Source organism: Micromonospora sp. NPDC005171 (assembly GCF_040608575.1).
In the GTDB taxonomy this organism is placed as follows: domain Bacteria; phylum Actinomycetota; class Actinomycetes; order Mycobacteriales; family Micromonosporaceae; genus Micromonospora.
The window spans coordinates 146,183-159,984 of record NZ_JBEXIM010000002.1; the positions used below are offsets into that span (position 1 = coordinate 146,183).

A 13,802-nucleotide genomic window follows, 5' to 3' on the forward strand; every position below is an offset into this window, starting at 1 on the left:
GGTACGGTCCACCGATGACCGTCGCCCGCTCCGTCCTGCTGTTCGTCGTCGCCGCCCTGTTCGAGATCGGCGGGGCGTGGCTGGTCTGGCAGGGCTGGCGCGAGCACCGCGGCCTGTGGTGGATCGCCGGCGGAGTCATCGCCCTCGGCGCGTACGGATTCGTCGCCACCTTCCAGCCTGACCCCAACTTCGGGCGGATCCTCGCCGCCTACGGTGGCGTGTTCGTCGCAGGCTCCCTCGCCTGGGGCGTGATCGTCGACAAGTTTCGGCCCGACCGGTGGGACGTCATCGGCGCCGGCATCTGCCTGGTCGGCGTCGCCTTGATCATGTACGCGCCGCGTTCAGCAGGCGGCTCCTGACCTGATTCGCCGACGCGGGTGCCCGCAGCGCCGCTCGCGACAGGCAGCGATGCGGGAGCTTACCTACCGTTCAACACCAGGGGATGGCGCCATCGAGCGCGCCGACCGCAACGCCCGCCGACTCACCTCCCGGGAAGTGGTGGCACTGAGCTGGTCCGGCACCCGTGGCGTGATCAGCCTGGCCGCGATCTTCACCCTGCCGCTGACCACCAACAGCGGCGCACCCTTTCCCGACCGTGACCTCCTGCTGTTCTGCACATTCGTAGTCGTCCTGGTGACACTCGTCGGGCAGGGCCTGACGTTCGCGCCGCTCGTGCGGATGCTGGGCCTGCGCGCCAACGAGACCGACCAGGCCCGGGTACGCAACGAGGCCCGCTCGGCAGCGGTCGAGGCGGCTCTGGCCCGCCTCGACGACGTTGCCGCCGCAGAGCCGGACAGCGCGGTGGCAGTCAACACCACACGTACGCAGCTGCTGGCCCGACTGGCGCGCTACCGCGGACGGCCGGACCTTCTGGAGCAGAGCGACTCATCCGAGATGCCCACCTCACCGGAGTACGAGACGGCACTTCGTGTCCGGCGGACAGCCATCGACGCGCAGCGCGAGGAACTCGTGCGCTGGCGCGACTCCGGCCGGCTGCCGGACGAGGAACTCCGCGTCCTGGAACGCGAACTCGATCACGAGGAGCTGCTGCTCCCGAAGCGGGCCTCCAGCTGACCTGCCGCGACGCCCACTCGCGCGGCGAGCGAAGTGTCGCCGCACAAGTGGTCGCTCCGCTTGTCGCTGCCCACCGAGAGCCAGCGGCATGTCGTCACGGTGTCAACTGGTGCAGGATCACCGGGTCCTTGATCTTCTTGTCTGCGGCCAACAGCAACGCCTTGCTGATGATCTCGCCGAGCCGGCTGTCGCCCTCGAAGGGCAGGAACATCTCCGGCTCCTTCGCCTTCGCCGAGTCGGGGATGATGCACAGGTACCGGTCGTCCGGGGCGATCAGGATGTTGCCCGAGCCGCAGTGGATGCGGTACGTGTGCAGATCACCACGGACTTCGAGGAACCGGTCGGTGAACGTGCACCGGTTGGCGATCGCCAGCCGGGGGATCAGCTCGGCCAGCACCTCCCGGCGAGTCTGGGCGGGCGGGGTGAGGTTGCCGAAGCTGTTCTGCGACCAGTAGTCGCGGTACCGGCCCTGGGGACCACCGTCGTACCAGTTCGGGTCGTTGCCCACCCCGGCCGCGGCCACGAACAGGTCGACGTCGCGCATCACCTCGCTCAGCACGACCGCCGGAACCTCCTCCAGCGGCACCGGCGTGCGTTCCCCCCGGACGAACACCAGTTGGTCGGTCCCCATGGTGTCGAACATCAGGTCGTCGCCCTGGTCTTCGATCCCGGCGATGTTCAGCTCGGCGCGCAGTTCCCAGTCCGGAAGGGCCAGCCAGGGGTTCTGGTAGCTGGCGCCGTCGTTGCGGTGTCGAACGTGCGACCAGCCGCGCCGGGACAGCAGCGCGTTGAGACGGTGCTGGCGCACGATGTGCGCGGCGAACCGGTTGGAGTACGTGCGGGTGGCGCGTTCCGCGTCGGTCAGCAGGTACTGCTCGCGGTGCGCCTGCTTGAACGGCTGGGTGATCGCGTGCCGGGCCAGGAAGTCCCGCCAGGCCAGGACCGCCGCCGAATCGTCGACCGGGTGCCACAGCCGTACCGTGGCGTCGCCGGCCGGCTCGAACACCGTGTCGTCCACGGTCCGCAGGGCGTCGCCGCCCCAGCAGCAGGCGACGCCGTCGACGGTCCAGATCAGCCTCCGGGCCAGGGTCTTGGCCAGCGGGTGGTCCAGGAACCGCTCCCGCCACTGCTCGACGGTCCACGCACGGTCGCGTCGCAGCAGCCCCTCCAGGCGGTCGCGGGTCGCGATCAGCGTGGCACCGATGTCCGCGACTGTCGCCTTCAGCTCCTTCAACTCCTCGCCGTGGTCCTTGCGCACCTGCGCCGGAGGCGCCTTGACCACCTTGCCATCGGAGTTGCGCCACACCACGGCGGCGTCGACGCCGCGCACCTCGACCTCGTACGAGCTGTCACCCAGCTTGTCGGCGAGCGGCAGCCCGAAGCCGGGCAGCGCCATCTCCTCGACGTCCTCACGACCGATGCCGAGCGCCTCGGCGTGCTTGGTCAGGCCCCTCTCGACGATGCGCAGCGTGCTCTTGTAGGTGAGCCGCGACGCCAGCCGCGCCAATTGCGCGAGGGCGGCGGGATGATCGGTGTCGACGAGCGCCGCGACCGCGACATTCGCCAGTTTCGGGCTCGCCGGACCGTGACCGGGAATCTTGCGGGTGGCGCGTTCCGCGATCTGGCCGAGGCTGCGCAGGGTCTCCTCCGACGGCGGCACCATCACCCGCAGCCAGATCAGGCCCCACAGCAGCCCGACGTTGTAGCGGTCGAGCATCCGCGGTGGGACGTCCGCGAGGTGGTTGTTACAACAGGTGGTCATCCTCAGTGGCAGGCTGCGCGCCTGACCCACCAGCGGGAGCCAGTCATCGAGCCGCGCGGCGAACTCGTCGATGCCGACCGCGTCGAGCAGGAGTCGGGCACTCTTCTGCCAGCCGGCCGTCGGCTTGGCCTTGTCCGCGCCGAGTGGGCAGTGGGCGAGCAGTGCGTGCCACGCGGACCGACGCTCCGGCAGCATCGCCTCGATGTCCGCGACGGCGCGGTCGGCCCACTGTTCTCCGACGTTGGGGATCGGCCACATCGTCTCGGCCTCTTCGCCCAGATCGCGCACGTAGCGCTCGACGCGTGTCCGGCGCCAAGCCGCCAGCGCCGCCGGGTGTGAGCGCCCCGCACGGTCCTCTGCCTGGAGGGACTCCCAGGTGAACTGCGTGAGCTGCCAGCTCCAGCCCCCGAATCCCAGCCAAACCTGGCCACCCAGCCGGCCCAGCCAGGCAGCGCCGTCGAGCCCGCCGCCGGAGAGCAGGACACGGACCAGCGTGACCCGCCCGTCGCTGTCCTGCCCGGGCACCGTCAGCGCGTCGAACACCCGCTGGCGGACCTGCACCGGTTGCCCGGCGAGGAGTTGCTCGGCCCGGGTCCACATCTCGCGGCCGGCGCGATCCCATGGAGTTTCGCCGCTGCGCGGACGCCTCGGCAGATTTTCGACAGCCGTCATCGCCGCGGCGGCACGGCGGTCGTGATCCGCGTCGCCGACGGCCAGGTCCGCCACGGCCACAGCGAGCAACTCAGCCCGCCGCGTGGCCTCCGGCAACAGCTCGACCTGCGGCGAAGCCAGCTCGTACGGGCCGCTCGGATCGTTGAGCGCGGCGAGCAGCGCCGGCCCGGTGCCGTCCGGGGCCCAGCCACACACCATGGCCACCCGATTCACGAAGTCCCGCTGGCCATGGTCGTTGAGGGTGTCTCCGCTCCGCTCGCACCATCCGCGGACGGTGTCGACCACGTCGCGCAGTGCCAGCTCCGGGTCGTACGTCCCCATCAGCCACCCACCAGCGGTACCAGCTTGAGGAAGGTGACCCGCGACCCGACGTGCAGGCGGACCTTCTCGTCCAGGGCGGTCACCTGACGGTCGTCGACCAGCACCACGAAGCCGTTACGGCCGAACGCCTCGAGCGTCGCCCGGGCCCGCTCCTCCGGATCGACCTGCCCGCCGGACTCCGCCACCTCCAAGAAGACCCGCCGTCGAATCAGCTCGCTGAGGCGTACCTCTTCCTCAAAGACGTCCAGGGTCCACTCAGGACCACTCGGCGCTCCGGTCACTTCGTCGGCGATTGTGATCATCGGCATGGCGGAGACCGTAGCTCAGACCCCGGACATGCTCTGTGACACGGGAGCGACCAGCACCGCCACCTGGGAACCGAAGCTTCCCGCAGGTAGGGGTTGCAGCGTTGACGGCCCGACGCCGGGCGGCTCGGGCCGGCTCGGGCCGACCTGAGCCGCGAGCCGTCACCAGGGCACCACACCGGCGTCCTCGAAAAATCCGCCGGTGGGACCCTCGTCGGGCAGCGTGGCCAGGCGGATGGCTGTCGCCGCGCCCTCCTGGGGAGTACGCACGCCACGGAAGCCGTTGAGGTCGGTGGCGACGAAGCCCGGGCAGACGCAGTTGATGAGGATGTTCGTGTCTGCCAGTTCCCGGACGTACTGAAGGGTCACCGCGTTCAGGAACGACTTGGAGGGCGCGTAGGCCACAGCGACCGGGCCTGTGGAGGTCTCACCACCGGGGCCGGACTGTCGGGTCAGAGAACCGACACTGCTGGACATGTTCACGATGCGCGGCGAGGCCGACCGCTGGAGCAACGGCAGCATGGCGTTCGTGACCCGGATGACGCCGATGACGTTGGTCTCCACCACCGTGCGGATGACGCCCGGATCGACGCTGCTCGGCTGCTGCTGCCGTCCGCCGGTGATTCCGGCGTTGTTGACCAGGGCATCGAGGCGTCCGGCGCGTTCGGCGATCAGATCGGCTGCGGCGGCGACACTGCGGTCGTCGGTGACATCCAACGGGACACCGAAGGCGTCGACGCCCGATTCCCGCAGCCGGGCCACCGCCGCGTCCCGCCGCGTCTCGTCGCGCGCTCCGACACCCACGCTCCAGCCCAATGCACCCAGGCCTGCCGCAATCTCGTACCCAATGCCTTTGTTGGCCCCGGTGACCAGGACGATCTTCGTGTCACTCATGTCTTCGACTGTGGGTCACGGTCCGCAGACCGTCCAAGACCGCCTCAGTCATGGGCGATACCCTGAAGGTATCGCCGCACCTCCGTTCCGGGCTAGGCTTCACACGTGGAGACACGAGAGCTGCGGTACTTCGTCGCCGTGGCCGAGGAGCTGCATTTCGGCCGAGCGGCGCAACGCCTGGGGATAGCCCAGCCGCCATTGTCGCGGGCGATCAGTCAGCTCGAACGCCGCCTGGGTGCCACGTTGCTGAAGCGTGACAGCCGCTCGGTGACCCTGACCGAAGCCGGCGCGGTCCTGCTGCACGAGGGACGAGCAGCGCTGGACGCTGTGGAAGCTGCCGAACACCGCACCCGCCGCGCGGCTCTCGCCGTCACTGGGCAGGCCAGCGTCGTCCTGGCGACCAAGGCTGGAGCGTCCAGCGAGTTGCTCGCGAAGCTGCTGCACGCCTACGCCGCCGAACCCGGAGCGGTCAACGTCGAGGTGGTGCTCTGTGGCCCCGGCGAACAAGAACGACTGCTGCGGACCGGCCGTGCCGATGTCGCGATCCTTCACCACCCGTTCGACGTCCTGACCGGGTTCGACACCGAGGAACTGCTCACCGAGGGCCAGGTCGCCATCTTCCCGGCCGGCCACCCCCTCACCACCCGCACGAGTTTGCAGCTGAGCGAGGTGACCGAGCTGCCCGACCTGCCTCTACCGCGCTGGCCCGGGAATGACGGCACCTATCCCGACGGCCCAGGCCCTGAGGCACAGAGCCACTCACAACTCTTGCAGCTCACCTCCCTTGGCCGGACCTTGCTCGTCGTGCCTGACTCCGCCCGGTCCCAGCTGAACGATGATCTCGTCGCCGTGCCGATCGTGGACGCGCCGGAGGTCACCACGGTCATCGCCTGGCCCCCGCACAGCCGTTCCCGAGCCGTCGCTGACCTCGTACGAGCCGCACTCCGCCTCTAGCCGCCGGCATCGCACCTCGTCGCGTCGGCGTACGCGAAAAAGGCCCTGACACCTGGCAGATATCTGCCAGGTCAGGGCCTTTATCTTTGGTGCGCCGCCAGGGACTCGAACCCCGAACCTGCGGGTCAACAGCCAGCACCGATGGCTGCTTCCCTGTCCAGGATTGTCACACTAATGCGCATCCGTCCGGATTCAGCCTGGTTGCACCCATAGGCGGCGCCACCCGGCCCAACGAGCTGAACCTGTCCATCAAGAGCTGGCTCGTGCAGGCGTAGTAGGGCGAATTCATGCCGTCGCAGTCGCCGTGCTTGACGGGCTGTCTTGCCTACGGGACCAGCGTTGGTGAACGGTGCGCCGCAACAGCGACCCGTAGCCGGCTCGAATGCTCTACGGGAACGGGACGTTCGGGAGTAGGTCATCGTCGCGTCCGGTCTGGGGTAGCCCGGCAGCAGCGGCGATGGCCTCGACGGCGTCGACCAGGGTGGTGGTCTCCGGTATGACGAGTTCATCGGGCCAACCCAGGACGTCGTGGGCGGCGTACCAGCCACTCATATGCTCGGCGGTGAACTCGTTGACCTGCGGGCGAGTGAGGTGCCGGCGCAGGGTCTCGGCCAGGGACACATCGAGATAGCAGAACAGCGACCGCCCTCGGTGGCTGTCCCGCAGGGAGGTCAGCATGCTTCGGTAGCGGCTGCTGTGCAGGATGCCCTCCAGCACGACGTGATAGCCGTGGTCAAGCGCAAGCCGGACGGTCTGCCCGATCAACGCCGGCGCCGCGCCGCCGGGCTTGTCGCGCTCGCGCAGCAGGATGCGGCGCAGGTAGTCCTGCTCGACCAGGGCGCAGCCCCGGCCGTGCCGGCGTCGTAGCTCGCGGGCGATGCTGCTCTTGCCGGAGCCGGAGTTGCCCCGGATGCAGACGAGGATCGTGTCCGGGCGGCCAGTGGGTTCGGCGAGCACGATGCCTCCTCGGCTTCAGTCGTTGCGCACGGTGAGATTGAGGGCGGCCACGGTCAACTGGGTGAGGTCAGGAAGCTGGTCCTCGCCGAGGGTGACGCCGCGTAGGTTGTCCAGCGGCGTCTTGAGGCCCTGGAGCCGGCTGCCCCGCAGGTCGGTGCCGTCGAGGTGACAGGAGCCCAGTTCCAGACCGCTCAGGTCGCAGGACCGCAGTGCGATGCGAGGTAGTCGGCAGGAGGACCACGCGCCGTTGGTGAACGTGCAGTCGGTGAAGGCGACCGAGCCGGCGGCGGTGACGCGTTGAAAGGTGGCGTAGTCGAAGCGGCAGCCGTCGAACAGGACGTCCTTGAGGCGTACGTCGGTGAGTCTGGTGCCGGTGAACCGGGAACCGGTGATCGCGCAGCGTTCGATGGTGGTGCCGGTCAGGGTCGCGCCGGAGAAGTCGGTGCGGGTGATCTCGCAGCCGTAGAGGCTGCCCGCTTCCCAGGTGCTCTCGCTCACGTCCACGCCGATGATCAGACTGCTGCGGATACGGGCGTCCTCAAGGTGCGAGCCGTGCCACGCTGCGCCCTCGACGAGTGCCTCGGTGAGGCCCCCGGCCAGGTCCGTCGTGGTGTCGAGGTCGTCCGGTTCGAGGTCCGGCAGCAGGACCTTCACGTCGCCGATCGTGGTGGTGCGCATGTGTCCTCAACCTGTGGGGGCGCGGGGTGGGCACGCCACCCGCGCGTCCCGTGGCGCCAGCTACTTTTTCTTGTTCCAGTTGTCCCAGCCGGGTCGACTGTCGAACTTACCCTTGTTATCCCAGGCGGGGCGGTTGTCGAACTTCGCCGCGTCGATCGACGCGACCGCCCGCTGCGGGTCGACGCCGAGGCGAGCGAGTTGCTCGGGTGCGGCGTTGACGAGGACCGCGAAAGCGTTGGTCATGGTGCTTCTCCTTGAGGGGCGAGGTGATCTGCGGCGGCGCGGACGAGGGCCTGTCGGGTGGTCCGGCAGTAGGCGGTCTCATGGGCGGTGAACGTCGCGTGCTCGAAGTAGCGGTTGCCGGCCTGGGCGCCACGGCAGAAGTCGTAGAAGGCGCAGTGGTCGGCACAGCCGTTGAGGGCTGTAATGAACTCGGCGACGTAGCCCAGATTGCCGGCGCCGGCAAGCATGGCGGTGATGGGTTGCTGGAGGACGTTGCCGGCGATGAAGTCGCCGTATCGCGGCTCGCTGATGCCGAGCAGTTCAGGTGAGAGCAGCACCACCTGCCCATCCCAAGAGACGGTCGGGATCGGCTCGTACGGCGCGTGGTCGACGCGTCCGGCGCGGGTGGCGGCGAGATAGTCGGCCAGCCGGTCCACGTCGCGGATCCGCAGCGGGCTGCCGCCGACGCGACGTTCGATAAGGCGCTGCCAGAACCGGTACGCGGCGTCCTCCGACACCGGTGCCCGGTCGGCGCCCTCCTGCTCTTCGATGTTGAAGCCGACCGACTCGCAGCCGGGCAGGCCGGTGAAGAAGTCGATGAGGGCGTCCGCGTGGTCGATGGTTTCCGGGGTGACTACACAGATCACCGAGTACCTCAGCCCTGCTTGGGCCAGGGTCTGTATGCCGCGCAGAGTGCGGGCGTCTGTTGACGTGCCGGCGCGGTCGAGGCGGTTCCGGTTCAGCGCGCCCGGTCCGTCGATGCTGACCCCGACCTCGAACCCGTAAGCGGTGAAGAGCTCGCACCGCTGTCGGTCGATCAGCGTCGCGTTGGTCTGGATCTCGTGACGCACCATCCCCGCGCGTCGCAGTTCCTCGAACGGGGCCAGCAGCTCCCGGAACAGCCCGATGGGTGTGGCGGTGGGTTCGCCCCCGTGCCACACGACGCTCACTTGATGACCGCTGTTCTGCTGGGCGATCGACTCGGCGCAGGCCTGCGCGACCGCGTCGCTCATCAGGCGGAGGGATCTCCTGTCGGGCAGGTAGCAGTAGGTGCAGTCGAGGTTGCAGAAGCTCGTCGGCTGCACGACCAGGGTGTGGAAGCTGCTGGCGACCGCCGGCTGGCCGGTGGCGTTGATGAAGCCGATGCCGTTCACGAGGAGGCCTCTTCGATGCTGGCGGCCGTGGTGGTACTGACGCGGTAGGCGTGGGTGTGGCGTGCGGGCCAGCCGAGGAACCGGTCGAACATGTCGGCGGCGCTGCCCGTGACGCTCGGGTTGAGCCGATGCAGGTCGTCGATCGCGTCGTGCAGGCAGCCGGCCAGGTAGAGGAACAGGCTCACCGGCTCTTCCCGGTACTCGGCAAGGAGCGCGAGCTTCGCCGCCGCAGGGCCATGGCTGCCCGCACCGGCGGCACAGCCACAGCGGGCGCATCGGCAGATGTTCCACCACGGCTGGCGCGGGCCGGTTCGCCGCGAGACGGCGCTGCTGGCCGGTCACCGGCGACCGCCCTCTCGGGCCTGCTGCTCGAACAGCCGACGCCACACGAAGGTGAGCAGCGGAGGATCAGCGCGCCGCACCTGACCCTGTGAGGACGTCCACCTGGGCTCGGGGCGCCGGGACTGGCTGGCCATCGCGTTACGCGAGACGTACACCGTCATGCCTCCACCCCCACCGGGAACGATGAGCGGCGGGCTCGCCGGGGGAATGGCGAGCCCGCCGCCGCATCACGGCGGCTGGGAGCAGGCCGCCGATCACCCACCCACGCAGCCCTCGTGGCGGTACGCAGGCGGGGAGAACGCCGAGACAGTTCGTTCCAGGACGGGCCGAGCCAGCGGCCCAAGCCGTGGTGTGGTGCGCCGCCCATCGATCCCTCCATCTGCAGCTCCCTGTTAGTCATTCCCGACACCGGCATCGACACGCGCTGGTGATCTGGGGTGAACTGAACGTAGGGGCGGTCCGTACGGAGGACCGGGAAAATCCGTACCGGGTCCGGCGGCGTTCTGCGGGCAGGGTGATGGTGTGCGAGGGATGACGGACGACATGACCATCGGCCAGCGCGTCGCCTTCTACCGACGTCGACGAGGCCTCTCCCAAGAGGTGCTAGCCGGTCTGGTCGGCAAGACCCAGGAGTGGTTACGCAAGGTCGAGACGAACCGGGCCGACCTGGACCGGCTGTCGGTCATCCGCGCGATTGCCAAAGCCCTCGACGTGTCCCTCGGCGACCTGATCGGTGCACCGAGCCTGTTCGAGTGGTCGGACGACTCAGGGCGCGAGACCATCCCGGCCTTGAGGGCCGCACTTCACGACTATCGTCACCTCGCGCCGACGCTGGCCAGCAGGTGGGACGTCGAAGCGCCCGCGCTGCGCGAGATCGAGAACGACGTCGCCGAGATCTGGACCGCCTACCAGCACTCGCGGTACGGCACCCTCGCCCGCCGGCTGCCCTACCTCATCCACGACTGCCTCACCGCCACCGAGGCGTACGACGGAGACGATGGCCAGCGCGCGCACGCGATGACCGCCTACGCCCACCAGCTCGCCGCGTTGTTCCTCACCAAGCTCGGCGAAGGTGACCTCGCGTGGACCGCCGCCAGCCGAGGGCTGGCCGCTGCCAACGCCAGCCACGACCACGTCGTCATCGGCTCGCTCAGCCGCTCCGCCGCGCACTCGCTGGCGTCCATCGGCGAATATGCGCAGGCTCGTGGCCTCGCCGCCACGGCGGCGCAGTTCCTGGAATCACGGCTCGCAAAACCCACTCCGCAGTTGCTGTCGGTCTACGGGAGCCTGCACCTCGTCTGCGCGCTGGCCGCCGCTCGGGACGACGACCGCGCCTCGGCCGACACCCACATCGCGGAGGCCGATGCCGCCGCACAGCGGCTCGGTGCTGATGGCAACCACGTGTGGACCGCGTTCGGGCCGACCAACGTGTCGATCCACAAGACGACCGTGGCGATGGAACTCGGCGACGTGCAGCGCGCCAGTGCCATCGGCGCCCCACTCGACACCAGCACCGTGCCCGTCGAGCGGCAGGTTCGGCACGCCATCGAAACCGCCCGAGCCCTTGCCCGGTGGAACCGCATCGACGACGCGCTCACGGCGCTCCTGGACGCCGAGGTCATCGGCCCCGACCAGGTGCGCTACCACCAGCTCTCCCGCGACCTCGTCCGCGACATCCTCACCCGCCCCCGACCACCCCGACTGGCCGTCGAACTCAGCGACCGGATGGGCGTCCGATCGGGAGGACCGCGCTGGTAGCCGGGCTCAAATCAGCCGACTCGTGTAGCCAGCCGCGACCAGACGCTCGAACGCCGCCCGCACCTCGTCCGGCATCTCCTGCGAGATCGCGAACCCGCGCTCCGCGTACACCTCGATCCGCTGCGTGTCGCCCACCAACATGTCCACCACCCGCCGCGGGTCGCCGATGCTGGCCACGTAGTCGTCCAGTTCGAGTGGGTTCGACGCGCACACCACATCAACCTCCGGCCACATCAGCCTGCAGGTGGCGTAGGCCCGACGCTGTTGGTAGGGCCGCGACATGATCAGCACCGACTTCACCGGGATCCGGTGTTCGGTCAGGAGCTGACGCGAGTACTCCAGGTTCTGGGCGGTGTTCGTGGCACGCCGCTCCACGAGAATCGCTTCCGCGGATACGCCCTGCTCGACGGCGTACTCGCGGTAGTGCACTGCTTCTCCACGCGGGAACCGCTCGACGGTCGTTGGGGCGTTCGCGCCGGTGAACACGATCCTTGGGAACAGGCCCTCGTGAAACAAGCGCGTCGCGATGACGGCCACGCCGAGGTCATGACTGCCCAACCCGATCCCCACGTCGCAGGGGCGCAACTCGTGGCGCATGTCGTGGTAGCGCCACAGCGTCTCGACATCCGCCCGGATCGCGTCAGGGATCGCCTCGGCAGGTGCCGCCGCGCTCCGGTTCATCAGCACCTACCAGTGCGGTCCGCGCTGGGTTCCCTCATGCCGCCAGAGTAGGGGTAGCAGGGCACCACGACGCCGCTGACTCCAGCACCACTGCGCTGACCTCGTAAGGACCAGAGTGCTGGCAGTGGCCGAGGCATCGTCACGCGGTGACTGCAGGATCCGACCTCCATAGGCGGCGCCTGCCGTTCTTGCCCGGCTGCCCACCACCGCCAGACGCGAAAAAGGCCCTGACCGGCAAGTATCTGCCAGGTCAGGACCTTTATCTTTGGTGCGCCGCCAGGGACTCGAACCCCGAACCCGCGGATTAAGAGTCCGCTGCTCTGCCAGTTGAGCTAGCGGCGCTCATCGGCAACGGAGAGAACATTAGCACCCCTCCAACGCGGGCTCCAATTCGGTTACCCGGGTCCCCCCTTCGGTCGAGCTTTGCCGGCAAAAGCCCCAAACCGACCACCGCCGCCAAGATCGGGGCGTGGGTTGCGGCGGTGATGCGGCACGATGTCCGCCAGGTACGCGAGAACAGAGGTGGGCATGGCACGGTTCACGCGAGCCGGGGCGGTGGTGGGCGCCCTGACTCTGGTGGCGTCGCTGGCACTGACCGGATGCGGCGGCGACGAGAAGAAGCCGGAATTCGTTGGCGGGGCGTCCTCGGACGTGAGTGCCACCCCCGGTTCGGCCGCACCTTCGACGCCGAGCACACCGAGCGGGCCGTCGCTCACGCTGAGCCCGGCCAACGGCACGAAGAACAGGCCGGTGAGCACGGAGATCAGCGCGAAGCTCCCGGACGGCGGGAAGGTGTCCGCGGTCACCCTGACGGCGGACGGCGGCGGCTCGGTCGAGGGCAAGCTGCGTACCGATGGTTCGTCGTGGGTGCCGTCCGCCCCGCTGAAGTACGGCACCCGCTACACGGCCACGGTGACGGCGAGCGCGTCGGATGGCACGAGCAGCCAGGGCACCAGCAGCTTCACCACGATGGCCAAGCCGAAGTCGACGATCGGGTCGGGCCTGTATCTCTTCGACGACAAGAGTTACGGGGTGGCCATGCCGGTGGTGACCGAGTTCCACCCGGGTATCCCGAAGAAGGACCGGGCGGCGGTGCAGAAGCGGATGTTCGTCCGGACCGACCCGCCGCAGCCGGGCGCGTGGCACTGGGTCAGCAACGGCACGCAGGCCTACTACCGGGCCCCGGAGTACTGGAAGCCGGGCACCACCATCACCGTGCGGATCGCCCTCGCGGGGGTGCCGCTGAGCAACGGCAAGTACGGCGACGTCGACCGCAAGGCCACCGCCAAGATCGGCCGGTCGTTCGAAATGAAGGTCGACAACGCCAACAAGAAGATGACTGTGTACGAGAACGGCGCGGCGGTGCGCACCATTCCGGTGAGCCTGGGCAAGAAGAGCACGCCGTCGTCGAGCGGCACCATGGTCGTGATGGAGAAGAAGGAATCCACGGTCTTCGACACCCGGGACGACCCGGACCCGGCCAACCGCTACGTGACCGACATCCAGTTCGCCCAGCGGCTCACCTGGGGCGGCGAGTACATCCACGCCGCGCCCTGGTCGGAGCACGTGCAGGGGCGGCGGAACGTCTCGCACGGCTGCGTGAACGTGTCGATGGCGAACGCCAAGTGGTTGTTCGACAAGACCCGGATCGGTGACCCGATCACGATCAAGGGCACCGAGCGCAGGATCGTCGCCGGCAACGGTTGGACGGCGTGGAGCCTGAGCTGGTCGGAGTTCATCAAGGGCAGCGCGTTGCCGGTGCCGAGTGGTGGAGCCGGCCCGGCGGTCTGAGCCGTCGGCCTCGTTGCGCCGGCCCGGCCGTTGGCCGGGTCGGCGTACCGTTGCACTCCCGCCGCTCAATGACGGCGCGACGACCCCCAGCCCCCGCACGAAGACGAACCAGGCTCACGAAACGCCGAATAGTAGCAGAATTCGGGCACTATTGATGGCGTGTTTCGGTTCACCCTCGGCAACCGGGGCCGGCTCTGGCGCGTCAGTAGGAGACGATGGGGCAGCGACCACGACTGT

Annotated in this window: 14 protein-coding genes, 2 tRNA genes and 1 pseudogene; 5 read left to right on the forward strand and 12 right to left on the reverse strand. The window is 68.9% G+C overall.

Translation table 11 applies throughout. The features are described from left to right. Positions 1–14: 14 nt before the first annotated feature. Complete coding sequence (locus ABZU74_RS04585; RefSeq protein ID WP_355418492.1) at positions 15–359, forward strand: YnfA family protein; 345 nt, start codon at positions 15–17, stop codon at positions 357–359. 49 nt (positions 360–408) lie between these two features. Then, positions 409–1,074: a cation:proton antiporter gene (locus ABZU74_RS04590; protein ID WP_355418494.1), complete on the forward strand. Its 666-nt coding sequence runs from the start codon at positions 409–411 to the stop codon at positions 1,072–1,074. A 94-nt stretch (positions 1,075–1,168) separates the two neighbouring features. Here ABZU74_RS04590 and ABZU74_RS04595 read toward each other — a convergent pair whose 3' ends face one another. The 3 genes from ABZU74_RS04595 to ABZU74_RS04605 all read right to left on the reverse strand — a co-directional run bounded on the left by ABZU74_RS04595 (position 1,169) and on the right by ABZU74_RS04605 (position 5,028). Continuing rightward, positions 1,169–3,829, reverse strand: coding sequence for a DUF4132 domain-containing protein (locus ABZU74_RS04595; protein WP_355418496.1), 2,661 nt, complete (start codon positions 3,827–3,829; stop codon positions 1,169–1,171). Beyond that, positions 3,829–4,137: a hypothetical protein gene (locus tag ABZU74_RS04600; protein WP_355418498.1), complete on the reverse strand. Its 309-nt coding sequence runs from the start codon at positions 4,135–4,137 to the stop codon at positions 3,829–3,831. Before ABZU74_RS04600 ends, ABZU74_RS04595 begins: the two co-directional genes overlap by 1 nt. 159 nt (positions 4,138–4,296) lie before the next feature. Beyond that, a complete protein-coding gene (locus ABZU74_RS04605; protein ID WP_355418500.1) occupies positions 4,297–5,028 on the reverse strand; it encodes an SDR family oxidoreductase in 732 nt (243 codons plus the stop codon). Positions 5,029–5,133: 105 nt separating this feature from the next. Between ABZU74_RS04605 and ABZU74_RS04610 the strand changes: the two genes are divergently transcribed. Further along, positions 5,134–5,982, forward strand: a complete 849-nt coding sequence (locus ABZU74_RS04610) for a LysR family transcriptional regulator (protein WP_355418502.1) — start codon at positions 5,134–5,136, stop codon at positions 5,980–5,982. 87 nt (positions 5,983–6,069) lie between these two features. Here the strand turns inward: ABZU74_RS04610 and ABZU74_RS04615 are convergent. The 7 genes and pseudogenes from ABZU74_RS04615 to amcA (ABZU74_RS04645) all read right to left on the reverse strand — a co-directional run bounded on the left by ABZU74_RS04615 (position 6,070) and on the right by amcA (ABZU74_RS04645) (position 9,496). Next, positions 6,070–6,202 (reverse strand) — tRNA-Asn (locus tag ABZU74_RS04615). Positions 6,203–6,369: 167 nt separating this feature from the next. Continuing rightward, entirely contained in the window at positions 6,370–6,939 is a 570-nt protein-coding gene (locus tag ABZU74_RS04620) for a kinase (protein ID WP_355418504.1), read from the reverse strand. A 15-nt stretch (positions 6,940–6,954) separates the two neighbouring features. After that, a complete protein-coding gene (locus tag ABZU74_RS04625) occupies positions 6,955–7,617 on the reverse strand; it encodes a pentapeptide repeat-containing protein (RefSeq protein WP_355418506.1) in 663 nt (220 codons plus the stop codon). A gap of 60 nt (positions 7,618–7,677) precedes the next feature. Next, entirely contained in the window at positions 7,678–7,860 is a 183-nt protein-coding gene (gene amcA, locus ABZU74_RS04630; RefSeq protein WP_355418508.1) for a multiple cyclophane-containing RiPP AmcA, read from the reverse strand. Next, positions 7,857–8,993 carry a cyclophane-forming radical SAM peptide maturase AmcB gene (gene amcB / locus ABZU74_RS04635; protein ID WP_355418510.1) on the reverse strand — a complete coding sequence of 379 codons (1,137 nt, stop codon included), beginning with the start codon at positions 8,991–8,993 and terminating at the stop codon, positions 7,857–7,859. The genes amcA (ABZU74_RS04630) and amcB overlap by 4 nt, the downstream gene beginning before the upstream one ends. Beyond that, positions 8,990–9,335 (reverse strand): annotated as a pseudogene (locus tag ABZU74_RS04640) (hypothetical protein). Before ABZU74_RS04640 ends, amcB begins: the two are co-directional and overlap by 4 nt. Continuing rightward, on the reverse strand, positions 9,332–9,496 hold the full coding sequence (gene amcA / locus ABZU74_RS04645) for a multiple cyclophane-containing RiPP AmcA (protein WP_327031735.1): 165 nt from the start codon (positions 9,494–9,496) through the stop codon (positions 9,332–9,334). Before amcA (ABZU74_RS04645) ends, ABZU74_RS04640 begins: the two are co-directional and overlap by 4 nt. A 370-nt stretch (positions 9,497–9,866) precedes the next feature. On the opposite strand from amcA (ABZU74_RS04645), the gene ABZU74_RS04650 reads away from it, so the two are divergent. Next, a complete protein-coding gene (locus tag ABZU74_RS04650) occupies positions 9,867–11,093 on the forward strand; it encodes a helix-turn-helix transcriptional regulator (protein WP_355418512.1) in 1,227 nt (408 codons plus the stop codon). Between the two features lie 6 nt (positions 11,094–11,099). On the opposite strand, the gene ABZU74_RS04655 is transcribed toward ABZU74_RS04650, so the two are convergent. Both ABZU74_RS04655 and ABZU74_RS04660 read right to left on the reverse strand, forming a co-directional pair. Continuing rightward, positions 11,100–11,780 (reverse strand): YdcF family protein, encoded by a 681-nt coding sequence (locus tag ABZU74_RS04655; protein WP_355418514.1) that lies wholly within the window; start codon positions 11,778–11,780, stop codon positions 11,100–11,102. 260 nt (positions 11,781–12,040) lie between these two features. Then, positions 12,041–12,116: transfer RNA gene (locus ABZU74_RS04660), tRNA-Lys, on the reverse strand. 186 nt (positions 12,117–12,302) lie between these two features. On the opposite strand from ABZU74_RS04660, the gene ABZU74_RS04665 reads away from it, so the two are divergent. Then, on the forward strand, positions 12,303–13,565 hold the full coding sequence (locus ABZU74_RS04665) for an Ig-like domain-containing protein (RefSeq protein ID WP_355418516.1): 1,263 nt from the start codon (positions 12,303–12,305) through the stop codon (positions 13,563–13,565). The last annotated feature ends 237 nt before the right edge of the window (positions 13,566–13,802 follow it).